We start from the raw sequence: 24,179 nt of genomic DNA, 5'->3' as shown, positions 1-24,179 counted from the left end.
ACAGTTTCTATCGCTATCCAATTGATGTATATTTCGCAGTTTACGGAGGGAAGCATGGACACCAATTTATCTACTCGTCTTAATAAATATATCAGTGAAAGTGGGATTTGCTCTCGGCGTGAGGCTGATCGCTATATTGAGCAAGGGCTTGTTGTTGTTAATGGCAAACGTGCCAGTATTGGTACACAAGTTTTTGCTGGCGATGAAGTCAAAGTTAATGGCCGATTGATTGAAGCAGAGAATAACTCTGAATTAGTTTTAATCGCGCTAAATAAGCCTGTTGGTATCGTGAGTACCACTGATGATGGCGAGAAAGATAATATTGTTGATTATGTTAATCACAGTACTCGAGTTTTCCCGATAGGACGTTTAGATAAAGACTCTCAAGGTCTTATTTTCCTGACTAACCACGGTGATTTAGTCAATAAAATCTTACGTGCAGGAAATGATCACGAAAAAGAGTATCTTGTAACGGTTAATAAGCCAATTACTGATGAATTTATTCATGGTATGTCTACTGGCGTTCCTATCATGGGACAAAAAACCAAAAAATGTAAAGTAAAGAAAGAAGCGCCAATGGTGTTTCGCATTACTTTAGTTCAAGGTTTGAATCGCCAAATTCGTCGGATGTGTGAATATTTCGGTTATGAAGTAACTAAGTTAGAACGTATTCGCATTATGAATGTAAGTTTGTCTGGATTACCTGTTGGCGAATGGCGTGATTTAACCGATGATGAATTAGTTACGCTATTTGATGCTATTGAAAAATCGAGCTCAGAAGCCCCAAAAGCAAAACAAGATAAACCTAAAAAACAGGTCAGTAATGCAAAAGCATTAGGAATACATATTCCTCAAACTAAAGTAAAAGAGACAGAAAATAACTCTCGTAAACGCTTTGTTCAGCCTGGTCGTAAAAAGAAAAAACGTTAATAGTATTAGCCGACTTCAATTCTGAATAAAAAAACACCTTGTGAGGTGTTTTTTTTGCATCGCTATAAAAACTAAATATAAATTAGTCTAAATTGAGCTCATCAAGTTTCTTTTGGCGGCGCTCAAGCACAATGGCAGCAAGTTCAGCATCCATAACGCGCTCTATAAGTGAATCATAATCTTGTTTAGAAAGGCAATAAAACAGGGGCGTCTTATCAGCATCACAAACTTCAACGGTGCTGTTTTCTTCAAGCGCAGTTAAAGGAGAGTGTTGAAACTCGGTCAATGATATTTTTTGTGGGGAAAAATCGTCGTCAGACATGAAAACTCCGCAATAAGAAAACAGGGAAGATAATGCATTGTAACGTTTTTTGTTAAGGGAGCAATCCGTGCTCCCCCTAAAAATAGAGATTATAAGTTATTAATTATTTCACCATTTTGCATTGTTGAATTGATGATTTGTTGCTCATCTTTTTTACCAACTAATGTACCATTCAATGTAGGAACAATGGGGTCAGCCCGTAAATTACCACTAAGTTTTAATGTAAATTGCCCTTTTTCATTCAATGGTGCTGTTTTCCATCCCATTACATTGGGAATAGATAAAGGTACATTCAATCCATTCGCTATTAATGAAAACGTTCTTTGGTTATTTGATTGTACTAATGCTGCCGATCCCCGAACTATTCCTTCATCAATCAATGCTGAAAATTGTTCTGCAATTGCTTTATCTTGCAAGGTAACAATTTTTAAATCAGGGCGACGTATTTCAATACGGTTTAATGTTCCACTATCAGCATTTAGTATTGCTGAGCCTTGCCATAATCCCCATTCACCCTCTTTTGCAACGATCAGATTTTGCAGTTTTCCGGTTAATCCGGTGAATTGAAATGGAAAGTTGGGAGAAATATCAATAAGTATGGATTGATTAATTGAGAGTTGCTCAATATTAATATTTTGAATTTTGCTATTTAGAGGGGAGGAGAAAATAGATAACCAATTTTCAGGTAATGTATATAAAATGCCTGAAAGAGTACCGTCTTGAATAGTTAAAGTATTACTATTTTGATCCCAATTGCCTGCTAATTTAATTAGCCCCTTTTCATAGCGTAAGCTTAATGAATCGAGATTCAGTCGATTATTTTGTTGGTTCATTTTGGTAATAACATCAGTGAAGTGTTGATCCTCTATCACAATGTCATTGGTGTTAAATTCACCGGTGGTAAAAGAGACTGCTTTATCAATATCTAATTGAGAAAACTTACCATCAAATCCGCTAACTGCCCACTGTTTACCTTCAGCTGTAAAATCTACGATATTTAATAGTCTTACGTTCACTGTTGGATGTTTATCTAATGAATTAATTAACTCATTTAAGGTTTGAGACGACTGCCAACGTATACCATTTAAATATACTTCGTTTAATTTCCAGTGGTTATCTTGATAGCGACCATTTAACGATAATGTACCATTTAGCAATCTCGTGCCTAGCTTATCAATATTAATATCATTTGGCTTATACTCACCTGATATAATAAAGTTACTGAAATCATTATTATTTATAGTTCCTTGCGCTACTGAGAATTGAAAATGTCCAGAACCAAAAGTGTCTGTTGGGGTGGGATACCAAGGAGTAATACCACCTGTGATTTTCTCAGCCGTAAAAGAAAAATCTGACTTAGTGCTACTTAATGCCATGTTTTTAAATTGCAGAATATCAGCACTTAAAGGGATTACGGTTGTTGTTTCAGCTAAAACAATGTTGCCATTTTCTAGGGTGATTTTTTGTAAGTGAGAAGGGGTGATAAAAAGTTGCCAGTTAAATTTAATCTGTGCCGATTTGGCTGAAACTGTGGTTTTATTCTGTTTTTGGTTAATCAGTAAATCGTGTACAACGATTTGTTCTGGTTGAGTAAAATTATGCTCTACACCCGAAAAATGAATATCGTAATCAGTGTATTGGGTTAGCCACTCACTGGTCTTTTGTGCTCCCCATTGGGTCTGAATAAAAGCATAAATTATTATAATAAATAAAATGACGATAAGTATCAGAGATACCAAACTTTTCATCAGCCAACGCATCATCCTTCTCCTGTTTTACTACCCTCCAAAAGATTATACAGTTATGCCTGAAAATTGAAATTTGCTCAAGTATTCATCACTATATAAAACAAGATTATTTAACTGCTTATGCATTTATGATAGTGGATATCTTGTTTCTCAATTCGATCGTGGGTTGAGTATTTTCCCCTAGTAAATAGGTTTCAATATCACTCAATGTTTCTCTTATAGAGGTTTTATCCCATTGTTCTTTATCATTTAATTCTTCTTTCATTAACTTATTGCCATAGTAGTTAATAAGCTGAGAAATTAATTCATTAGGTTCAAGACTACCTGAGCGATAAATATCGTAAAAATTAGGGAGAATACCCGCGTGTGTTGGTAAATACTGAAGTTCATATGCCAGAAACCCCTCTTTATCTTTATATTGTGACTTATTAAGATAAGGGTTTTTTAAAAACGTCGCTAAATCCTCCTTAATATGTTTTAAATTGAACTCAGGAATAGACTTATTTCCTAAGTGTGTAAACTTATGATTTGTATTAAATAACAATAAAATCGAATCTTTTAAATAAGTGAAAAATTGTCCTACTGTTTTTATATGATAATTTTCAGTTGATGGATGATTTTTAAGATATTGACGTCCTTTATTATTAACAATATTAAGTGGAGTTGGCATAGTATCTCTCTTTTGTCGGTAGCGTGAGTAAACATACTAATTATCGCAATTTGAAGAGGAATACTTGTGTAAAAAGACCGTAGATTTAATATCTAAAATAAAGCGTTACTCTAATAATGGAAGAGTAACGTTTTACGATTTTTATTTTATTGGAAACTATTTTTCTTGAGGGAAAATAAGATTAAGAATAATTGCAGTTAATCCACCAGCAGCAATTCCTGATGACAATAATGTTTTTAACCAATCAGGGGCAAATTGTAATATTTGTGGCTGTTGTGATACGCCTAAGCCTATTGCTAATGAGATAGCGAGGATCATCACTGCTCTGCGATTTAAAGCCTCTTTAGAGACAATACGCACACCTGATGCCGCAATAGTGCCAAACATGACTAACGTTGCACCGCCTAAAACAGGTTCTGGAATTTTTTGCACAAATTCTGCAACTGACGGAAATAATCCCAATAAGATAAGCATTGCTGCAACAAAATAACCTACATAGCGACTTGCTACACCAGTTAATTGAATGACACCGTTGTTTTGACCAAAACATGAATTTGGGAAGGTGTTGAAAAATGCCGATACCATGGAGTTTATTCCATTGGCTAATACACCGCCTTTAATACGTTTCATATATACAGGACCACTAACGGGTTGCTCTGAAACATCTGAGGTCGCAGTAATATCACCAATAGTTTCAAGGGAGGTGATCATAAAAACTAACATTAATGGGATAAGCAAATGCCAATCAAATGAAAGTCCATAATAGAAAGGCTCAGGAATAGTGATAAATGGGGTTTCTTGATGTGCTGGCGGTGTTGGCAGCATATCTAATGCCCAAGCAAGAATGTATCCCACCGCCATTGCAATAACTAATGATGCAACACGTAAGTAAGGATTTTTTTGACGATTAAGAAGAATAATGACAGCGAGTACTGAACCTGCAAGTAATAAATTTTGTGGCGAACCAAAGGTATTATTTTCAATAGCAGCGTAACCACCACCAATGGATGTTAAGCCAACTTGAATTAAAGAGAGCCCGATGATCATAACTACAACCCCAGAAACTAAAGGGGTGATAATACGTCTTGCTAGGTGCAGTACCCGAGAAAGAATAATTTCGGTAAGTGATGCAACCATTAATGTACCAAAGAGCGCTGCCATCATCGTCGGAATATCAGCACCGCCATTCTTAAGTGCTAACCCACCCATAATCAGTGGTGCAACAAAATTGAAACTGGTACCTTGAATTGAGAGCAATCCAGAACCCACGGGTCCCCAAGCACGAATTTGAATTAATGAAGCAATGCCTGATGCAAATAAGGACATGCTAATAATGCGTTGAGTATCGTGTGCTGGTAGACCTAATGCTTGGCAAATTAAAATTGCGGGTGTAATAACAGCGACAAACATCGCTAATAAATGTTGCCCTGCGGCAAAAAGAGTTTGAGGTAATGGCGGCTTTTCTTCAAGAGCAAAAAGGAGCTCGCTATTCGCTTTACTCGCAATATCACTACTTTGTGGCAATTTTTGATTTTCTGATGTAACCATGATGTGAATTTCTTATCCGACAAAAAATGTATTTTAATGATCTACACCACAAAAGCAATCGTTTGCGCAAGATTAATGTTTTTAAAATGCAATATGAGGGGCTCACATTTTTATATGTTTTAACTTGTGTTTGTCGCGAATTTTTTTTCTAATCGGGGGTACCTGCTTTTGGCGTTGTTTATGGATGAACGTAGCGTCGTAGTATTCTTATATAAAATTAACAAATAAGACGGGGTACATAAATGTATCATCTCGATGTTTATGGCACGCTAGTCGCTGCCACTTTGGTTTTATTGCTCGGACGTAAGTTAGTGAAATCTGTTCCTTTTTTAGAACGGTACACGATCCCAGAACCCGTTGCAGGTGGATTACTTGTTGCAGTTCTTTTATTAGTATTTAAATCTTTTATGGATTGGGAAGTGAGTTTTGACCTTTCATTAAAAGATCCATTAATGCTAGCCTTCTTTGCAACGATCGGTTTAAACGCAAACCTCGCGAGCTTAAAAACGGGAGGAAAAGCGCTTTTTATTTTCATATTTGTTGTTGTTGGGTTGTTGCTAGTGCAAAACACAGTCGGTATTGCATTGGCAAAAATGTTAGGACTTGATCCTTTAATGGGATTACTTGCAGGTTCTATTACTTTATCGGGTGGTCATGGTACAGGTGCTGCTTGGGGGAAAACCTTTGTAGAAAACTATGGCTTTATGAGTGCTTCAGAAGTAGCAATGGCTTGTGCAACCTTTGGTCTGGTGTTAGGGGGATTAATTGGTGGTCCTGTTGCTCGTTATTTAATCCGCAATATTCCTACTCCAGGATTAGGTGCTGATGATCACGAAATGCCAACAGCATTTGAGAAACCAACAACAGGTAGAATGATAACGTCAATGGTACTGTTAGAAACCATTGCAATGATTTCTATCTGTTTAATGGCGGGTACTTTTTTATCTCAGCTATTAGAAGGTACAGCATTCTCACTGCCTACGTTTGTTTGTGTGCTCTTTATTGGTGTAATTTTAAGTAACAGTTTATCAATGCTAGGTTTTTATCGAGTGTTTGATAGAGCGGTTTCTGTTTTAGGTAACGTTAGCTTATCGCTATTTTTAGCCATGGCATTGATGAGCTTAAAATTATGGGAGTTAGCATCACTCGCGTTACCAATGATTGTTATTTTGGGTGTTCAAGCGGGTGTGATGGCGTTATATGCCATTTTCGTCACATTCCGTGTTATGGGTAAAAACTATGATGCCGCAATTTTAGCCGCTGGTCACTGTGGCTTTGGCTTAGGGGCAACACCGACAGCCATTGCTAATATGCAAGCAGTAACAGACCGTTTTGGTCCTTCACATCTTGCTTTCTTAGTGGTTCCAATGGTAGGTGCATTCTTTATTGATATCGTCAATGCGATAGTTATTAAGCTCTATTTACTTCTACCGTTCTTTACTCCTATTACCCCTATCGTAGGATAAATAACTCTCTTTCCCACCCTGATGCCACAGAATTTTCTGTGGCATTTTCTTTTGTTATTCTATTTATTTTGCAGGCAAATATACTTATCTATATTGGTATTTATCCCTCAGAGATATTGATGATTAATATCATGAGAATTTTATTGATATATAAGTAATGTATGCTGATAGTGGGTAATTAACCGCTATTAGCGCCTTAAAACAACGCTACAGCGATTAATTGTTATAACCTAAGCTTGGCTATATTGTGTTTTTGCGGGCAACCAGCGTTCGATTAAGGCTTGAGAGTGTTGAGGATAGTGTTGATGTAAGTAACGAGCGATTCGCTGTACTTCAGGAATAAGCCCTTGGTCACGTAATAAGTCAGCGACTTTAAACTCAGCATTCCCTGTTTGTCTGGTTCCTAGCAGCTCTCCCGGTCCTCGAATTTCAAGATCTTTTTGCGCGATAACAAAGCCATCGTTGCTATCTCTTAAAACTTGCAAACGTAACCGAGCCGTCTGCGTTAAAGGGGTTTTATATAACAACACACAATGTGATGCGATAGCGCCTCGTCCAACTCGACCGCGTAATTGGTGTAATTGGGCTAATCCTAATCGTTCAGGATTATCAATAATCATCAAACTGGCATTAGGGACATCGACACCGACTTCAATTACTGTTGTAGCAACCAAAAGCTGTAATTCATTTTCTTTAAATTCCGCCATAACAGATTGTTTTTCAGCTGGTTTCATCCGACCATGAACTAAGCCTATTTTAATTTCAGGAAGTGCTAGTGTGAGCTCTTCATAGATAACTTGCGCCGCTTGGGCTTCTAGCACTTCAGAATCTTCAATTAAGGTACATACCCAATAAGCTTGACGTCTCTCTTCTGTGCAAGCAAGTCGAATTCGTTCAATAATCTCATCACGACGACTATCTGGAATAGCAACAGTCGTAACGGGAGTTCTACCAGGTGGAAGCTCATCGATAATAGAGGTATCCATATCAGCGTAAGCGGTCATCGCCAATGTTCGTGGAATAGGGGTTGCCGTCATAACCAGTTGGTGAGGATGAAAACCTTGTTCTTCGCCTTTTTTCCATAGCGCTAATCGTTGATGCACACCAAAACGATGTTGCTCATCAATAATGACTAAAGCAAGAGAATGAAACTTCACTTGCTCTTGGAAAATCGCATGAGTACCAATAATAATGGAGACTTCACCATTTGCTATCGCGTTTTGCTGTGTTTCGCGTGCTTTACCTTTTTGTTTACCGGCAAGCCAGCCCACTTGAATACCAAAGGGCTCAAACCACTTTCTAAAGGTGATTGCATGTTGTTCGGCAAGCAGCTCTGTAGGTGCCATTAATGCTACTTGCTTACCATTTGCAATAGCGCGTAATGCACTTAGTGCAGCAACAAGTGTTTTTCCTGACCCCACATCACCTTGAATGAGGCGCATCATGGGATAGTTTTTTTCTAAATCTATCTCAATTTCATGAACAACGCGCTGTTGTGCATTTGTGGGGGAAAATGGAAGTGCTTCAAGAAATTGCTGACGTAATGTGGAAGAGGCTGGCATAAATAAAGGCTCAGCACGATAAGATTGCGCACCAGCACGGGCATTTAACATCCCCAAATTGTGAGCGAGGAGTTCTTCAATAATTAGACGTTTTTGAGCAGGGTGCTGCCCTTTTTCCAATTCAGCAAATTCAATATCAGGAGGAGGGGTATGTAATGTACGTAATGCGGTCGCTAATGGGGGTAAACCATGAATAAATTGCTCAGGAAGTAATTCATTAATTGCACAAGTATCGAGTAACACAAGCGCTTGATCAATCAACTTACGCAATGAGGTTTGTCGTAAACCTTCTGTGGTTGAATAAATTGGTGTTAGCGTTTCTTGTAATTGAACTTCAGAACCAGCAACCTTAATTTTATATTCAGGATGAATAATTTCAGGACCACGGCTTCCTCGTTTAACCTCACCATAGGCTGTAACTTGTTTACCTTGAGCAAGGTTATTTTTCATTGCAGCAGTGAAATTAAAAAATCTTAAAGTAAGAATACCTGAGCCATCAGAAATTTGGCATGTCATCATTTTTCGACGACCAAAATTGACTTCTGTTCGCAGAACTTCACCTGAAACGGTGGCTGGAATACCGGGAAGTAAGTCGCTTATTGCGTAAAGATGAGTTTGATCTTCATAACGTAAAGGTAGGTGAAGAAGTAAATCCTCAATGGTAACTAACCCTATTTTTGCCAGCTTATCTGCCTGACTTGCACCTACGCCGTGAAGAGTGGTTAAGGGGATTGCATCAAGCAGTTTTCCTTTCATGGGAAAGTCACTCCGTCTTTTTTAATTTCCTAAGTTGTTTTTGCGTCATCTGCATTTCTGCCCACCATAAATCGGGTGCTTCAATTTCACCACAATTATTAATATAAGGGCGAGGTAATCCTTTACGACGAGAGACTTCAGCAAGCACCGGATAGCCACCTTCAAACAATAAAATTTGTTGCTCTTCTGGTGTTAAAGTACTTTCTGCTCGGTTATACATACCCGCAGCCTGACGTTGGCGTTGCGCTTCATATAAAATTAACGCACTAGCAACAGAAACATTTAGCGATTGTACCATTCCCATCATGGGAACGATAATATCTTGATCAGCTAGTGCGATAGCGTCTTGTGAAATACCCGTCTTTTCTTGTCCCATAATAATACAGGTAGGGCGAGTGTAATCAATCTCACGAAAATCAATTGCTTTATCAGAAAGATGGGTTGCAAGAATTTGCATGCCTTTATTGCGAAATGAAGAGACCGCATCTGTAATGGTTGGGTGTGTTTCAACATTTACCCAACTGTTACTGCCTGCTGCTGGTGATACCAGCATGCGCATTTTTTCTTCAGGCCAAATAGCATGAATTTTAGGGATACCCACAGCATCAGCAGTTCTTATTACGGCTGCAACATTATGGGATTTATGCACTTCTTCAAGGCAAACCGTGAGGTCAGGTTGCCGCATCGCCATCATTTGGCAGATGCGGGCATATCGAATTGGATTCATTGTTAGTTTTTATTGCGGCTAACGCGTAATACGTCTGGCATGATACGAAGTTTACGCATGATATTGGCGAGTTGGATACGATCTTTTGCGGTTAATCGTATGAATGCGCAATAGACACGACCATCTTTCTCTTCTGTATTCATGCTTTGAATGCTTGAGTTCGCATCATTAATAGCGGCAGTTAAATTCGCTAAAGCACCTTGGTGGTTTATCATATCGACTTTAATTTCAGTAATAAAATCGCTATTAATGTCTTTATCCCACTCAACAGGCATAAATTTTTCAGGCTCTTTTTGGTAACCACGAATATTGCGACAAGATTCATGGTGGATAACTAAGCCTTTGCCCGGGCTAATATGAGCAACAATAGGGTCACCCGGAATTGGACGACAACATTTTGCAAACGAGATTAGTACGCCATCAGCACCTTTAATCGGTAATTTCGGTGTTTCATCACTGTTTGAGTCTGCTTGCGGATTATCGTCTTGATTTTTTAAATCTAACAGTAAGTTACGAGCAACGACGACACTCATTGCATTGCCTAAACCAATTTCAGCCATTAAGTCATCTATTGAGTGAAGTTTCATACGTTTCAATTCACGTTCAATATTTTCAGCTGAAATATCGGCTAATTTACTATTGCCTAAAGCATGGTTTAGTAAACGACGACCTAAATTAATGGAGTCTTCGCGTTTTAGATTTTTTAGTAGTTGCCTAATTTTGGATCGTGCTCTAGAGCTCACTACAAAGTTTAGCCATGCCGCATTTGGTCTTGCACCCGGAGCCGTAATAATTTCAACCGTTTGACCTGTACGCAGTGATTGAGAAAGCGGGTAAGGTTGTCTATCAACCCTAGCACCAACACAAGCATGACCAATATCTGTGTGTACGGCATAAGCGAAATCAACAGGGGTTGCACTTGTTGGTAGCTCAACAATACGACCTTCTGGCGTGAAAACGTAAATTTCATCAGGAAATAGATCTGATTTTACGTTTTCAATAAATTCAAAAGAGCTACCTGCACTCTGTTGTAGCTCAAGTAAGCTTTGCATCCAACGTTGAGCTCTAACTTGTGCGGTAGTACCGGGTTGCTCACCTTGCTCTTTATAAGCCCAATGTGCAGCAACACCCATCTCAGCCATTTGATCCATATCTTCAGTACGGATTTGCACTTCAACAGGGACACCATGAGGGCCAATAAGTGAAGTATGCAGAGATTGATAGCCATTGGCTTTTGGGATTGCAATATAGTCTTTAACTCGACCCGGGCGAGGTTTATAAAGGCTATGCATCTGACCTAATACGCGATAACAGGTATCCACTTCTTTCACAATGACGCGAAAGGCGTAAATATCCATTATCGAGTGAAAACGTTGCTCTTTGAGTAACATTTTGCGGTAGATAGAGTAGAGGTGTTTTTCGCGACCATTAACTTTGCACTCAATGTGTGCTTCGGTTAAACGACCATCGATTTCAGAGAGGATTTTATTAATCATCTCTTTACGGTTACCACGAGCTGCTTTAACAACTTCTTTGATAACTCGATAACGATTAGGGTGAAGCGCCTCGAAACCCAGCTCTTCAAGTTCTGTTTTGATATGATGTATACCTAAACGATGAGCTAGAGGACTGTAGATTTCGAGAGTCTCACGAGCAATACGGCGACGTTTATCTGGGCGTAATGAACCCAGTGTGCGCATATTGTGAGTGCGGTCTGCCAGTTTGATCAAAATGACGCGGATATCTTTTACCATCGCCATGATCATTTTTCGGAAGTTTTCTGCCTGAGCTTCTTTTTTGTCTCTAAATTTAAGTTTATCAAGTTTAGAAACGCCTTCAACAAGACCGGCAACCGTATTACCAAAAAGGTTTTCGATATCTTGAAACGTCGCAGGAGTGTCTTCGATAACATCATGCAGTAATGCGGCCATCAAAGTTTGGTGGTCTAATCGCATATCAGCAAGAATACAAGCCACAGCAACTGGGTGAGTAATATAAGGCTCACCACTTGAGCGAGCTTGTCCCTCGTGGGCATCTCTGGCGACGATAAAGGCTTTTTTTAGTTGCTCTACTTGCTCATCAGGCAAGTATTTCTGAACAATTTGATTCAGGCTTTCAAACAGGTACAAGGCAGACCTACCCCTATTTTATAAACGACTAACGACGACCTTCTGCTATCGCTGAAACAGCTTGTAATTCTGCTGCTTCTTGTTCTTGTTGCTCTTGGCGTTCACGAGCATCAAGAATTTTGCCATTGATTAGGCCTTCTTCGATTTCACGTAGCGCGACAACAGTCATTTTATCATTTTCTTCTGGAACTAAAGGATCTTTAGCGCCAATTTGTAACTGACGCGCACGACGTGCAGCGACCAGAACGAGGTCAAAACGGTTACCAATTTTTTCTACAGCGTCTTGAACGGTTACGCGTGCCATATTTGTGTTACTCCACCATTAACGAAATGACTGGGCATAATACTGAAACTTATCTCAGTCTGCCAACAATTTGCTGATTAAATCACCATGTCGTAGTGTTTGACGATCAAGGCGTAATTTTTCTGAGCGAATAATTGATTGTAAATCAGCAAGCGCAGTATTGAAATCGTCATTAATGAGCAAATAATCATACTCATTAAAATGTTCCATTTCAGATACCGCTTGTGACATACGTTTTGCAATGACTTCTTCGCTATCTTGTCCACGTCCACGAAGTCTACGATAAAGCTCTTCTTTTGAAGGTGGCAGAATAAAAATACTGCGGGCTTCAGGCATTTTGTTACGTACCTGTTGAGCGCCTTGCCAATCGATATCAAGAAAAACATCGACACCACTGGCTAATATCTCTTTGATAACTTTACCAGAAGTACCGTAATAGTTACCAAACACACAAGCATGTTCGAGAAAATCACCGCTTTCGATCATGCTTTTAAATTCGGCTTCAGTGACAAAGAAATAATGTTCACCATGGTTCTCTCCTGGTCGCATAGGACGAGTTGTATGAGAGACAGAAACCTGAGTGTCATATAAAGGCTGTGTTTTTAACAGTGCCTGAATAAGACTTGATTTACCCGCACCGCTTGGGGCGGAAACAATATAAAGTGTTCCTTGGATCATGATGACTTTCTGAATTTGACTGGAGAATTAAGTATAAATGCATATTTAGGGAGTAAGTCCCTAGCATATTATACACGTACAACGGATCACATACAGTGCCCACGCTTAATACAGGGCTATTTTTTTCTCATAGCACTATTTTTATGCCAATTTAAACAAGAGAAAAATTAAACTATCTCAATATTAACATACAATTAAAGGCGAAGTGATAGGAATCACCTTTTATCATAATAGGTGGGGTACGTTATATTTTGAGATACGCCACAGAATCTACAATAACTGCTGTTGTTAAAACAGCGATTAGTTAATCTTGATTCTCATAATTAAATACAGGTAATCCCAATTTATAACGAATAGCAAGCAAGCGGGCAGTTAATCCAGCGACAAGTGTAATAATAATAATGACGTCTTTGGGTAAAGGGGTATAGAACTGTAGCCCCATATAAAGCCAAGCTGCACCAAAGGCGATACCTGCATAAATTTCTTTTTGAAAAACGAGAGGAATGGTATTACAGAGCATATCTCTTAAAACACCACCAAAAGCGCCAGTAATAACGGCTGCAATAGCAGCAATAATTGGACCATAGTCCATATCAAGCGCGATTTGTGCACCGATAATAGAGAAAACCATAAGACCGATAGCATCTAGGATGAGGAATAACCGCTGTAAATGTTTCATCATGGGGGCAACCCACATGGTAATGACAGCAGCACATGCAACAGTAACGATATATTCAGGATGTTTTACCCAACCTAAAGGGTAGTGTCCTAGCAACATATCTCTTACAGAGCCACCGCCAATTGCGGTTGCAGATGCAATAATGATAACGCCAAAGACATCCATTTTTCGACGACCAGCCGCAAGTGCGCCAGTCATGGCTTCTGCGGTAATACCGATAATATAGAGAACACTAAGTAACATGATTTTTTAATTTTCTGACTATTTAGTGAGGATAGAGTAATCACCTTGCGAAAAAGTCTCGACTGAGTTTTTTTAGTGCCAGGTAAAATCAATTAGTTTTTATAATGTGGAAATTTATTTCCCGATAAGGATAAATATGTCTTTTCAGGAACACCAGATTACGTTTGATAGCCGTCATCATCAGTTAACTAATATAAATGTTTGGACACCAGATAGCCAGTGGTTAGTTTATGATGTGCGTCCTAATGGGGGATCTTTTACAGGTCTAACCATAGAAAAAATTCATGCGAAAACAAAACTGCAACAGATAGTTTACACCGCGTCAAAAGGAGCTCATGTAGGCGTAGCTACTGTAAGCCCAACAGAACCAGTGCGTTATGCTTTTATTCATGGACCAGAAAATCCGGATGATGAGTGGCATTATGATTTTCATCATCGTCGTGGCGTGATTGTTGATGGATCACAAAATAATTATGCCTTCAATATTGATGCGTGTTCTCTAACATCACCTTATCAAGCAGGTGCTTTACGAGGTGGTACTCATGTTCATGTATTTAGCCCCGATGGCTCTCGTTTAAGTTTTACTTATAACGATCATATTATGCATGAGCTAGGTGCGGAATATGATCAACGTAATGTTGCCGTTGCGGTTCCTCTAAAAACGGTTAAAGTCGCTAAAAAGCACGCTCGTGAATATGATGGTGAATATTTTTGTACTGTTATTAGCCAAACTGTTGCTCATCCACAAAAAGGCAGTGACGAAATTAACAAAGCTTATGAAGAGTGCTGGATTGGCTCTGAAGGTTATACAAACGCGGATGGTACTCATCAACGCTGGGCGATAGCTTTTATTGGCGATACAGTCAGTGAAAAAGGCGATAAAGTTTCCGAGATTTACGTAGTGAATTTACCTGATGAAAATAATGCTTTTAGCATTGAAGGCGATAAACCCTTAGCAGGAACAGACTCCACATTGCCTGCACCCGCTAAAAATATTCATCAAGTTCGGCTGACTTATACCGCAGATAGAAAATATCCTGGTGTATTAAATCAGCCCCGCCATTGGTTAAGAAGTTCGCCTCAAGGTGATGCGATAGCTTTTTTAATGAAAGATGACAACGGTGTTGTGCAGTTATATACCGTTTCACCAAGTACAAAAGAGATTAAACAAGTCACATCACAAGCGTGGGATATTCAATCTGCGTTTACGTGGAATAATAATGGGCAATACCTCACTTTTATTTGCGATAACAGCGTAATGTTATGTAATGCAAAAACAGGTGAATTGACTCGATTAACTAAAAAAACAGAGCAAGCACCCAGCGCTGATGCCGTAGTTTTTTCACCAGATAGCAAACAAGTTGCATTTATGCGTGATATTGAGGGTTTCCGTCAGATATTTACGGTAGAGAGTGGGTTGTAAAGTTTTACAATATATTGAGAAGGTATCTTAAATAATAAGATACCTTTTTATTTAATAAAAAACTAATAGTTTAAATATGAATTAAAATATTTATTTGTTTTGATTTATTTTATTGTTTTTTCTATTTTTATTTATTGTGCTAAATTAATAAACTTTAGTGAGACAATAACTAGTAATATTTAAAGAAATTTATTATTAATGGAATGATATATAAAAATGGAATTGAATTTATGCTGGTGGAATATGGGGTTATCTCCACCAATAAGATCAAGTAAGAAAATAAATATAGAAGATGTTGGGTTGGCAAAACAATACCTTGGGAGAATGATAAAAAAAAGAACACTGGATATAGTTGCACTTTGTGAAATATCTAAAAGAGAGAATCTAGATTTTAAACAATTAGCTTGCGAATTAAACATGGAATATATCGATTTATCAGGAAGGATAGGACGTATATTTATTGATATATCTATAATGTACAATATGAATAAATTAGCATTTATCTCAAGTAAGTTTTTAACTAAACTTCAGCCTGATAATAGAACAATAAGAGTAGGCGTAAGTGTTCTATTTAAAGAAATTGAAAATCAAAAAATGATCACACTCTTTTTATCACACTGGCCATCTGTGCTAAGTGCTGACGAAAAAACCAGACATATAGCAGCCCAAGAATTGAGAAATAGTATTGATAAGCTATTTGAAAACCAAGGGAAAAACACTCAAATTATTTGTATGGGAGATTATAATACAGAACCCTATTCTGATGTGATGATTAATACATTATATGCAACAAGAGACTACCACATCATAAAAAAGAAAAGAGAACTACTATTTAATCCATTTTGGTATCTTTTGTCAGATAAGAAGACAAATAATTTAGGTACATATTATTATAATTCAGCATCAATGAGTCGATGGTATGTTTTTGACCAAATGATTTTTTCTTCTTCATTTTTATATGGGAAGGAAGACTGTTTTAAGTTAGATCTCGAACAACTTGATTTCTATCGGATCTTAAATGATGACAACCACTGCCTCGATGATGTTTTCTTTAAAAAGTTCGATCATTATCCAATATTTTGTAGGGTTTCACATGAATGATGAAAATAATTTTTTTGAAAAGATAAAGGCTTCATTGGATAGAGCATCATCTATAATTGATATAAAAAAACAAATAGAAAATAAAATAAGCATAGTTATCGAAAAACTAGAAATGATCACTAATAATAAAATTAAAGTATTATTTAAAGATAATCATCATTACTGCCCTAAATTTATTAATAGCGAAAGACTTATTTATATCGATAAAGTAACTGTAAGTAATGAGGCTGGATTTATACTATTTGGTTATAGTTTTAGTAAAATAAATGGTTTTCCTATTGAAATAGAAACTGAAATTGAATCTTTTCATGCGGAAGATATTGATGATTTATTACATATCATTGTGAATATCATTGATAGAGAATCGATAAGAATTATGGAGCTTGTTCATCATCCTCTCAACGATAACTCAAGTAAAAACAGTGATGTTTGATAAAAAAACCGGCACTGTTTTCACAATGCCGGTTTTCGCTTTATTACGTTTTACAATTTATTGTAAAACTGAAATATCAGCAACTTTTAGGAACAATTCGCGTAACTGACTTAGCATGGTTAAACGGTTAATACGAATCGCTTCGTCTTCATCCATTACCATCACTTTATCAAAGAAGTTATTTACAACATCACGTAAAGAAGCCAGTTCGACTAATGCTTCTTGATATTTACGTTCTGCAAATAATGGCGCTAATTTATCTTGTAATACAGCAAGATTAGCCGCTAACTGGACTTCTTCAGGCGCTTTTAGTACCGATGCTAACACTTTATCGTTCAGCTTAACGTTAGCCGATTTGGCTAAAATATTAGAAACACGTTTATTCGCTTCGGCTAGTGCTGATGCTTCTTCTAAAGTACGGAAGTAAGTTACTGCTTTTACGCGAGCATTGAAGTCAGCAGGTTGTGTCGGACGACGTGCTAACACCGCTTGAATAGTATCGATGCTGTAACCTAATTCTTGATACCAAGAGCGGAAACGACCTAACATAAATTCAACTACATCACTGACAACATTTTTGTTAGTCAGTTTGTCACCATAAAGGCGGGCAGCTTCTTGCGTTAACTCTTCAATATCTAATGGTAAATCTTGCTCAACGATAATACGCAATACACCTAATGATGCACGACGTAGCGCAAATGGGTCTTTATCCCCTTTAGGGTGTTGACCAATACCAAAGATACCCGCAAGCGTATCCATCTTCTCTGCTATCGCGAGTGCACTAGCAACTGGGTTTGATGGTAGCTCATCACCAGCAAAACGAGGTTGATACTGTTCTTTCAGTGCAACGGCAACTTCTTCTGCTTCACCATCATGACGAGCATAATGCATACCCATAACACCTTGGGTATCTGTGAATTCAAAGACCATATTGGTCATTAAGTCACATTTTGATAGTAAACCAGCACGGGTTGCTTTATTAATATCAGCACCCATTTTGCCAGCAATAAAGCCAGCTAATGCTTGAATACGATCTGTTTTGTCACGCAATGTGCCGAGATCTTTTTGGAATAGCACCGTTTCAAGGCGTGGCAAATTATCTTCTAAACGCTGTTTTCGGTCAGTTTTGAAGAAGAATTCTGCATCCGCTAAACGAGGGCGTACCACTTTTTCGTTACCACTGATAATCTGCTGTGGATCAGAAGATTCAATGTTAGTAACAAAAATAAAGTTAGGTAACAGAGCGCCTTGTTTATCGTAAACAGGGAAGTACTTTTGGTCACCTTTCATGGTGTAAACCAGTGCTTCAGCAGGAACATCAAGGAATTTTTCCTCAAATTTTGCCGTTAACACAACTGGCCATTCAACCAATGAAGCGACTTCTTCTACTAAGCTATCGCTTAAATCTGCAATTCCGCCTAATTTCTCGGCTGCAAGACGCGCATCATGTAAAATGATTGATTTACGTGTTTCGTAATCAGCAATCACTTTTCCGCGCTCATAGAGAATTTCAGGATATTGTTCAGCGTTATCAATCGTGAATTCAGCTTCACCCATAAAGCGGTGACCACGAATAATACGGTTACTTTGGATGCCTAAAATTTCACCATCAATAACGGTGTCACCTAATAGTAAAGTAACGGTATGAACAGGACGAACAAAGTGAGTATCTTTATCGCCCCAGCGCATTAGTTTTGGAATTGGCAGTTTAGCAAGTGAGTTGCTTACCATGCCAATAAGCAGATTATTAACCGCTTCACCTTTTACTTCTGCGCGATAAAATAACCATTCGCCTTTATCTGTTGATAAACGTTCAGCTTGATCAACAGTAATACCATTACCTCTTGCCCAGCCTTCAGCCGCTTTAGTTGGCTTACCTTCAGCATCAAAAGCTTGTGCAATAGCAGGACCCCGTTTTTCAACGGTTCTGTCTGCTTGCGATTTTGCCATATTAGCGACTTTAATCGCTAAACGACGAGGGGCAGCAAACCACGATACTTCGCCATGATTGATATTGGCGTTATCGAGTTCAGCAGTAAAATTGGCAGCAAAAGATTCGGCTAAAGAACGAAGCGCTTTCGGCGGTAACTCTTCCGTGCCGATTTCCACAAGGAAAGTCTCAGTTGTCATGATAGCCTCTTACTTTTTACACATAGGGAAACCAAGCGCTTCACGAGAAGCATAATATGCTTCAGCAACCGCTTTGGTTAAAGTACGGATACGTAAAATATAGCGTTGACGCTCTGTAACAGAGATAGCTTTACGCGCATCCAATAAGTTAAAGGTGTGTCCTGCTTTTAAAATACGTTCATAAGCAGGTAAAGGCAGAGGTTTTTCTAACTCTAACAACTCACGTGCTTCTTTTTCATATTGCTCAAAGCAAGAGAATAAGAAGTCCACATCGGCATATTCAAAGTTATAAGTAGATTGTTCAACTTCATTTTGATGATAAATATCGCCGTAGGTGGTTTTACCTAGTGGGCCATCACACCAAACTAAGTCATAAACGCTATCTACACCTTGAATATACATAGCAAGGCGTTCTAAACCGTAAGTAATTTCGCCAGTAACTGGTTTACACTCTAGTCCACCCACTTGTTGGAAATAGGTAAACTGAGTCACTTCCATGCCGTTGAGCCAAACTTCCCAGCCTAAACCCCAAGCACCCAGTGTTGGGTTTTCCCAGTTATCTTCAACGAAACGTATATCGTGAATAGTTGGATCTAAACCTAATTCTCTTAATGAACCAAGATAGAGTTCTTGGATATTATCAGGAGAAGGTTTAATGATAACTTGGAATTGGTAATAGTGCTGTAAACGGTTAGGGTTTTCACCGTAACGTCCATCAGTCGGACGACGTGAAGGTTGTACATAAGCCGCTGCAATAGGTTCTGGACCTAATGCTCGTAAACAGGTCATTGGGTGTGACGTGCCTGCACCAACTTCCATATCTAATGGTTGGACAATGGTACAGCCTTGACGAGCCCAGTAATCCTGTAGTGTCAGGATAAGCCCCTGAAAGGTTTTGGTATCAAACTTTTGCATGTTATATCCGCATGGCGATACATAGAATAAAAAGAAAGGTTTCAGTATACCTTCTAGACGAAAGATATACAGCAAGGAATGCTGGCAATTTTTCTTCGATTAAAAAAATAATACCTTAATCTTATTCATGACTATGCTCAAATAATCAGATTGATTTTTTACTCGACTATTTACATGTATATTTATACAGTATATAAAATAGTGACATTAAGCGTTATTTAAAACAAGGAACGAAAAAATGAGTAAATCACGCTGTGATTGGGTTACCAGTGATCCTGAATATCTTGCTTATCATGATAATGAATGGGGCGTACCAGAAAAAAATAAATATAAATTATTTGAAATGCTCTGTCTTGAAGGACAACAAGCAGGGTTATCTTGGTATACCGTTTTGAAAAAACGTGAAGGTTTTCGCCGCTGTTTTTTTGAGTTCTCACCTAATAAAATTGCCGCAATGACAGAAAAAGATGTCGAAGCACTATTACAAGATCCCTCCGTTATTCGTCACCGAGGTAAAATTAACGCCATAATTAATAACGCGCGTATTTTTTTAGCAATGGAAGAGCAAGGTGAAGATTTCAGTCAGTTTATTTGGCAATTTGTTGAAGGGCAGCCCATTGTGAATCAATGGCGTGATATCTCACAAGTCCCCGCTTCAACTGAGATATCAGATCAAATGGCAAAAGTATTAAAGAAAAAAGGATTTAAATTTGTTGGTACCACAACCTGTTATGCTTTTATGCAAGCGGTAGGTATGGTAAATGACCATATTCTCTCTTGTATTTGCCGTCAATCACCAGAGAAAATAGCAAATTCAAAATAAAAAATTAGCTTAGTTATCTATGATTCAGCTTATTGATGGTTTTATATTTCAATATTCACACTTGTATTGATATTGTTATTCAATTATCCCTGTTTAAACTGTTGATGCAGACGAATCCTCGCGGTATGGTGTTTATCTAACAAAAAACAACATAGAAGATACCTGCAAAAATGACTCAACTATCACAATTTGGGCAAAAGTTCGCTCGCCATTCAGGCATTGCGCGCCTAATGCAAGATTTAAACGAAGGGATCCGTACTCCTGGCGCTGTGATGTTAGGGGGAGGAAACCCTGCTCATATTACTGAAATGGATAATTATTTTCGTCAATTACTTAAAGAGATGACGGAAAATGGCACCTTGAGTGATGCATTATGTAATTACGATGGACCTCAAGGTAAAGATGCCATGCTGCAAGCATTGGCTGCCAGTTTACAAGAAAAATTAGGCTGGAAGATTTCGGCAAAAAATATTGCACTGACTAACGGTAGTCAGTGTGCTTTCTTTTATCTATTCAATTTATTAGGTGGAACCACAAAAGAAGGGAAAAAACGGAAAATCTTATTTCCTATCGCCCCCGAATATATAGGTTATACCGATTCAGGTTTAGATGAAGACCTCTTTGTCGCGAATAAACCAACGATTGAAATGCTTCCTGATGGGCAATTTAAATATCATGTCGATTTTGCTCATCTAGAGATTGGTGATGATATTGGTGCCATTTGTGTCTCAAGACCAACTAATCCAACAGGTAATGTTATTACTGATGATGAAGTTAAAAAGTTAGATGAGCTGGCTAAACGACATAATATTCCTCTAATTATTGATAATGCTTATGGTGTGCCATTCCCGGGAATTATTTTTACTCAAGCCACGCCACATTGGAATGACAACACGATCCTTTGTATGAGCTTGTCTAAATTAGGCTTACCAGGAACGCGTTGTGGCATTATTATCGCGAATGAAGAGATAATTTCAGCAGTAACAAATATTAACGGTATTATTAGTTTAGCTCCGGGCGGTGTTGGTCCTGCAATGGCATTAGAAATGCTCAAACGCGATGATTTAATTCGTCTATCACAAGATGTTATTGGACCTTTCTATCATCAGCGAGTCTTGGAAACTATCGATATTATCCGCCGTTATTTACCTGAAGATCGTTGCCTTATTCACAAACCTGAAGGTGCTATTTTCCTTTGGTTATGGTTTAAAGATCTCCCTATTTCAAGTGAAGAGCTTTATCGACGACTGAAAAAACGCGGTATTTTAATGGTGCCAGGACATTACTTTTTTCCAGGATTAGAAGATTCTTGGGATCATGCCCACCAATGTATGCGTATGAATTATGTACCTGAGCCAGAATTAATTGAGAAGGGAATAAAAATTCTGGCTGAAGAAATCAAAATTGCTTATCAGCCAGTGAATATTTAATAAAAAATAAAAATGCCCCTTCAGCGAGAAGAAGGGGCAAAGACAATAACGAGGACTTTTGAGCATAAGTTTGACGGAAAGAAATTGATTACTAAAGTTAGCAATCCGTCTCAATCTAAATTTCTTAGCACGAGAAGTATTAAAACAGATATTGATAAAATCTATGGCTTAAATAAGCGCCATTCGGTGCCTTAATTATTCCACTGCTAAGTGAAATGCTGATTTTGATAACATATTTAATGCAACTCGTTAATATATTTATTATTTTTGCTACAAAGTCCAAATTATTATTGCCATTAACTGCGGTGTGATAATGCGTAAAAACATGGCCAATGGATAAACAGTGGCATAAGAGAGAGCCGCGGCACCACTGGAGTTATGAATTGAATTGGCAAAAGCAAGGGCGGGTGGATCTGTCATTGAACCCGCTAACATACCGCAAAGACTAAGATAGTTTAATTTAAAGAAAACACGCGCTATTACGCCAACAATCAGCAAAGGCAGTAAAGTGATTAAAATACCGTATCCTACCCAGCTTAGCCCTTGTCCATAAACTAAAGTATCAATAAATTCACCGCCAGAATTTAATCCCACTACAGCCAGAAACATAACAATGCCCAATTCTCGTAACGCAAGGTTTGCACTCGGAGGCATGAACCAATAGAGTTTTCCCAACGTACCTATACGTCCTAAAATTAAAGCAACAACAAGAGGACCTCCTGCTAACCCTAATTTTAGTGCTACAGGAATGCCAGGAATAAAAATAGGGATAGAACCAAGTAAAACCCCCAAGCCAATACCAATAAATACAGGCAGCATTTGTACTTGCTCTAGTTTTTGGCGTGCATTGCCTAATAACACAGTAATTGCTTCTATGGATTCCGGGCGACCGACTACGTTGAGAATATCACCAAACTGTAATGTGCTGTTATTACTAGGGATAAGGTCGATACCAGCACGATTAAGTCGAGTAACAACCACATCATATTTTCTTTTTAGATCAAGCTCTTTTAAGCGTTTGCTTAAAACAGAATCATTGGTGACAACAATACGAACTGATTGCAATAAGTTTGTTGAAGTAGAAAGTGATGCATCAACTTCTTCACCTAAAACAATACGCACTTTATTTAAATCTTCTTTTGACCCAACAATATGAAGTAAATCACCAAGCTGAATAATCGTGGATGGCATTGGTACCATAATATTATCGCCTCGTTTTAAACGAGAGCAGACAATGGCATCTTCATTGAGTAAAGGAATATCTTGCATTAGTAATCCATCTAAATTGGGATTTCGTATTGCAATATTGATGGTGTGAAGAGCATCTTTAGTACTGTGTTGCAAACTACTAAAGGCTTTTGCCTCTTGCTCGATATTCACTTTAAAAAAGACACGAATAAGCCACATTACTAAAAGAATGCCACAAATTCCCATTGGGTATGCCATGGCATAACCCATTCCCATTTGCCCAACGGTAGAGGGGTCAACATGAAGATCAGTAAGAATTTGCTGACCAGCACCTAAAGAAGGTGTATTGGTTACAGCACCAGAGAAAATGCCTAAAATAATAGGTAAAGGGACATCAAATATACGATAAATAGAAGCAGTAATTATGGAACCAAGCAGAATAATTAATATGGCAAATGCATTTAGTTTCAAACCAGATACACGTAAAGAGGAGAAAAACCCAGGACCCACTTGGATCCCAATTGTGTAAACAAACAGAATAAGACCAAATTCTTGGATAAAATGAAGCATTTGAGCGTTAAGTAGTAGGTCATAACGTTGAGCAATATGACCAATAATAATGCCGCCAAATAATACACCACCTATTCCTAAACTAACTCGGTAAATTTTGATATTACCAATCCAAAGCCCCAGAGCGCCTGCCAATGACAACATCACCATCGTTAATGCAATATCACTCATAAAAAGCACATCCTGTTTCAATTAATATAAATGAGGAAAAGAAACGTTATGACAATAACTAGAAAAATATAAACTAATTTTGGCAAAGATATAACAAAACCACTGTGTCTTATCGCACAGATTCAGCATATAAAGAGATCAAAAAAATAAAAAAGATAAATAAATAGTTAAAATATTTATTTAAACTAAATAGGGTCGAATTTTAATATTATTTGGCATAATAATAAATTATA

Annotated in this window: 20 protein-coding genes; 7 read left to right on the top strand and 13 right to left on the bottom strand. The window is 38.0% G+C overall.

Annotation, left to right across the window (positions count from 1 at the left end; genetic code table 11):
• Positions 1-54 precede the first annotated feature (54 nt).
• The gene (rluF, locus tag ABN099_RS13820; RefSeq protein WP_349464440.1) at positions 55-930 is read left to right on the top strand and encodes a 23S rRNA pseudouridine(2604) synthase RluF; all 876 of its coding nucleotides are present in this window, start codon (positions 55-57) and stop codon (positions 928-930) included.
• Positions 931-1,012: 82 nt separating this feature from the next.
• Here the strand turns inward: rluF and ABN099_RS13815 are convergent, their stop codons facing one another.
• The 4 genes from ABN099_RS13815 to ABN099_RS13800 all read right to left on the bottom strand — a co-directional run bounded on the left by ABN099_RS13815 (position 1,013) and on the right by ABN099_RS13800 (position 5,218).
• Positions 1,013-1,252 (bottom strand): hypothetical protein, encoded by a 240-nt coding sequence (locus ABN099_RS13815; RefSeq protein ID WP_349464439.1) that lies wholly within the window; start codon positions 1,250-1,252, stop codon positions 1,013-1,015.
• Between the two features lie 89 nt (positions 1,253-1,341).
• The gene (locus tag ABN099_RS13810) at positions 1,342-3,015 is read right to left on the bottom strand and encodes an AsmA family protein (RefSeq protein ID WP_349464438.1); all 1,674 of its coding nucleotides are present in this window, start codon (positions 3,013-3,015) and stop codon (positions 1,342-1,344) included.
• Between the two features lie 103 nt (positions 3,016-3,118).
• Positions 3,119-3,670, bottom strand: coding sequence for a hypothetical protein (locus ABN099_RS13805; protein WP_349464437.1), 552 nt, complete (start codon positions 3,668-3,670; stop codon positions 3,119-3,121).
• Between the two features lie 156 nt (positions 3,671-3,826).
• Entirely contained in the window at positions 3,827-5,218 is a 1,392-nt protein-coding gene (locus ABN099_RS13800; protein ID WP_349464436.1) for a uracil-xanthine permease family protein, read from the bottom strand.
• A 242-nt stretch (positions 5,219-5,460) separates the two neighbouring features.
• On the opposite strand from ABN099_RS13800, the gene gltS reads away from it, so the two are divergent.
• The gene (gene gltS / locus ABN099_RS13795) at positions 5,461-6,684 is read left to right on the top strand and encodes a sodium/glutamate symporter (protein WP_349464435.1); all 1,224 of its coding nucleotides are present in this window, start codon (positions 5,461-5,463) and stop codon (positions 6,682-6,684) included.
• Between the two features lie 230 nt (positions 6,685-6,914).
• Here gltS and recG read toward each other — a convergent pair whose 3' ends face one another.
• The 6 genes from recG to ABN099_RS13765 form a co-directional block, all read right to left on the bottom strand.
• The gene (gene recG, locus ABN099_RS13790; RefSeq protein ID WP_349464433.1) at positions 6,915-9,002 is read right to left on the bottom strand and encodes an ATP-dependent DNA helicase RecG; all 2,088 of its coding nucleotides are present in this window, start codon (positions 9,000-9,002) and stop codon (positions 6,915-6,917) included.
• A gap of 7 nt (positions 9,003-9,009) precedes the next feature.
• On the bottom strand, positions 9,010-9,729 hold the full coding sequence (gene trmH, locus ABN099_RS13785) for a tRNA (guanosine(18)-2'-O)-methyltransferase TrmH (protein WP_349464432.1): 720 nt from the start codon (positions 9,727-9,729) through the stop codon (positions 9,010-9,012).
• 2 nt (positions 9,730-9,731) lie between these two features.
• On the bottom strand, positions 9,732-11,858 hold the full coding sequence (spoT, locus tag ABN099_RS13780; RefSeq protein ID WP_349464431.1) for a bifunctional GTP diphosphokinase/guanosine-3',5'-bis pyrophosphate 3'-pyrophosphohydrolase: 2,127 nt from the start codon (positions 11,856-11,858) through the stop codon (positions 9,732-9,734).
• A 28-nt stretch (positions 11,859-11,886) separates the two neighbouring features.
• Complete coding sequence (gene rpoZ, locus ABN099_RS13775; protein WP_064718162.1) at positions 11,887-12,162, bottom strand: DNA-directed RNA polymerase subunit omega; 276 nt, start codon at positions 12,160-12,162, stop codon at positions 11,887-11,889.
• Positions 12,163-12,216: 54 nt separating this feature from the next.
• The gene (gmk, locus tag ABN099_RS13770) at positions 12,217-12,840 is read right to left on the bottom strand and encodes a guanylate kinase (RefSeq protein WP_349464430.1); all 624 of its coding nucleotides are present in this window, start codon (positions 12,838-12,840) and stop codon (positions 12,217-12,219) included.
• A gap of 304 nt (positions 12,841-13,144) precedes the next feature.
• Positions 13,145-13,762, bottom strand: a complete 618-nt coding sequence (locus tag ABN099_RS13765) for a trimeric intracellular cation channel family protein (RefSeq protein ID WP_349464429.1) — start codon at positions 13,760-13,762, stop codon at positions 13,145-13,147.
• 136 nt (positions 13,763-13,898) lie between these two features.
• Between ABN099_RS13765 and ABN099_RS13760 the strand changes: the two genes are divergently transcribed.
• The 3 genes from ABN099_RS13760 to ABN099_RS13750 all read left to right on the top strand — a co-directional run bounded on the left by ABN099_RS13760 (position 13,899) and on the right by ABN099_RS13750 (position 16,719).
• Positions 13,899-15,185 (top strand): DUF3748 domain-containing protein, encoded by a 1,287-nt coding sequence (locus ABN099_RS13760; RefSeq protein WP_349464428.1) that lies wholly within the window; start codon positions 13,899-13,901, stop codon positions 15,183-15,185.
• A 216-nt stretch (positions 15,186-15,401) separates the two neighbouring features.
• Positions 15,402-16,286, top strand: a complete 885-nt coding sequence (locus ABN099_RS13755; protein WP_349464427.1) for an endonuclease/exonuclease/phosphatase family protein — start codon at positions 15,402-15,404, stop codon at positions 16,284-16,286.
• On the top strand, positions 16,279-16,719 hold the full coding sequence (locus ABN099_RS13750; RefSeq protein WP_349464426.1) for a hypothetical protein: 441 nt from the start codon (positions 16,279-16,281) through the stop codon (positions 16,717-16,719). Before ABN099_RS13755 ends, ABN099_RS13750 begins: the two co-directional genes overlap by 8 nt.
• A gap of 57 nt (positions 16,720-16,776) precedes the next feature.
• Here the strand turns inward: ABN099_RS13750 and glyS are convergent, their stop codons facing one another.
• Positions 16,777-18,849: a glycine--tRNA ligase subunit beta gene (gene glyS, locus ABN099_RS13745; RefSeq protein WP_349464425.1), complete on the bottom strand. Its 2,073-nt coding sequence runs from the start codon at positions 18,847-18,849 to the stop codon at positions 16,777-16,779.
• Between the two features lie 9 nt (positions 18,850-18,858).
• On the bottom strand, positions 18,859-19,764 hold the full coding sequence (glyQ, locus tag ABN099_RS13740) for a glycine--tRNA ligase subunit alpha (protein WP_004246832.1): 906 nt from the start codon (positions 19,762-19,764) through the stop codon (positions 18,859-18,861).
• Between the two features lie 238 nt (positions 19,765-20,002).
• On the opposite strand from glyQ, the gene ABN099_RS13735 reads away from it, so the two are divergent.
• Both ABN099_RS13735 and ABN099_RS13730 read left to right on the top strand, forming a co-directional pair.
• Positions 20,003-20,587: a DNA-3-methyladenine glycosylase I gene (locus ABN099_RS13735; RefSeq protein WP_349464423.1), complete on the top strand. Its 585-nt coding sequence runs from the start codon at positions 20,003-20,005 to the stop codon at positions 20,585-20,587.
• Between the two features lie 170 nt (positions 20,588-20,757).
• Positions 20,758-22,017: a valine--pyruvate transaminase gene (locus ABN099_RS13730; protein ID WP_349464421.1), complete on the top strand. Its 1,260-nt coding sequence runs from the start codon at positions 20,758-20,760 to the stop codon at positions 22,015-22,017.
• A gap of 270 nt (positions 22,018-22,287) precedes the next feature.
• Here ABN099_RS13730 and ABN099_RS13725 read toward each other — a convergent pair whose 3' ends face one another.
• Positions 22,288-23,946 (bottom strand): putative transporter, encoded by a 1,659-nt coding sequence (locus ABN099_RS13725; RefSeq protein ID WP_349464420.1) that lies wholly within the window; start codon positions 23,944-23,946, stop codon positions 22,288-22,290.
• Between the last annotated feature and the right edge of the window lie 233 nt (positions 23,947-24,179).

Origin of the sequence: Proteus hauseri (assembly GCF_040139125.1) — a bacterium.
GTDB classification, from domain to species: domain Bacteria; phylum Pseudomonadota; class Gammaproteobacteria; order Enterobacterales; family Enterobacteriaceae; genus Proteus; species Proteus hauseri_B.
This window is presented reverse-complemented; position numbering and strand designations above follow the sequence as displayed.

Coding starts and splice junctions, on each gene's coding strand:
- rluF (WP_349464440.1), top strand. CDS start 55: ATGGACACCAATTTATCTACTCGTCTTAATAAATATATCAGTGAAAGT.
- ABN099_RS13815 (WP_349464439.1), bottom strand. CDS start 1,252: ATGTCTGACGACGATTTTTCCCCACAAAAAATATCATTGACCGAGTTT.
- ABN099_RS13810 (WP_349464438.1), bottom strand. CDS start 3,015: ATGATGCGTTGGCTGATGAAAAGTTTGGTATCTCTGATACTTATCGTC.
- ABN099_RS13805 (WP_349464437.1), bottom strand. CDS start 3,670: ATGCCAACTCCACTTAATATTGTTAATAATAAAGGACGTCAATATCTT.
- ABN099_RS13800 (WP_349464436.1), bottom strand. CDS start 5,218: ATGGTTACATCAGAAAATCAAAAATTGCCACAAAGTAGTGATATTGCG.
- gltS (WP_349464435.1), top strand. CDS start 5,461: ATGTATCATCTCGATGTTTATGGCACGCTAGTCGCTGCCACTTTGGTT.
- recG (WP_349464433.1), bottom strand. CDS start 9,002: ATGAAAGGAAAACTGCTTGATGCAATCCCCTTAACCACTCTTCACGGC.
- trmH (WP_349464432.1), bottom strand. CDS start 9,729: ATGAATCCAATTCGATATGCCCGCATCTGCCAAATGATGGCGATGCGG.
- rpoZ (WP_064718162.1), bottom strand. CDS start 12,162: ATGGCACGCGTAACCGTTCAAGACGCTGTAGAAAAAATTGGTAACCGT.
- gmk (WP_349464430.1), bottom strand. CDS start 12,840: ATGATCCAAGGAACACTTTATATTGTTTCCGCCCCAAGCGGTGCGGGT.
- ABN099_RS13765 (WP_349464429.1), bottom strand. CDS start 13,762: ATGTTACTTAGTGTTCTCTATATTATCGGTATTACCGCAGAAGCCATG.
- ABN099_RS13760 (WP_349464428.1), top strand. CDS start 13,899: ATGTCTTTTCAGGAACACCAGATTACGTTTGATAGCCGTCATCATCAG.
- ABN099_RS13755 (WP_349464427.1), top strand. CDS start 15,402: ATGGAATTGAATTTATGCTGGTGGAATATGGGGTTATCTCCACCAATA.
- ABN099_RS13750 (WP_349464426.1), top strand. CDS start 16,279: ATGAATGATGAAAATAATTTTTTTGAAAAGATAAAGGCTTCATTGGAT.
- glyS (WP_349464425.1), bottom strand. CDS start 18,849: ATGACAACTGAGACTTTCCTTGTGGAAATCGGCACGGAAGAGTTACCG.
- glyQ (WP_004246832.1), bottom strand. CDS start 19,764: ATGCAAAAGTTTGATACCAAAACCTTTCAGGGGCTTATCCTGACACTA.
- ABN099_RS13735 (WP_349464423.1), top strand. CDS start 20,003: ATGAGTAAATCACGCTGTGATTGGGTTACCAGTGATCCTGAATATCTT.
- ABN099_RS13730 (WP_349464421.1), top strand. CDS start 20,758: ATGACTCAACTATCACAATTTGGGCAAAAGTTCGCTCGCCATTCAGGC.
- ABN099_RS13725 (WP_349464420.1), bottom strand. CDS start 23,946: ATGAGTGATATTGCATTAACGATGGTGATGTTGTCATTGGCAGGCGCT.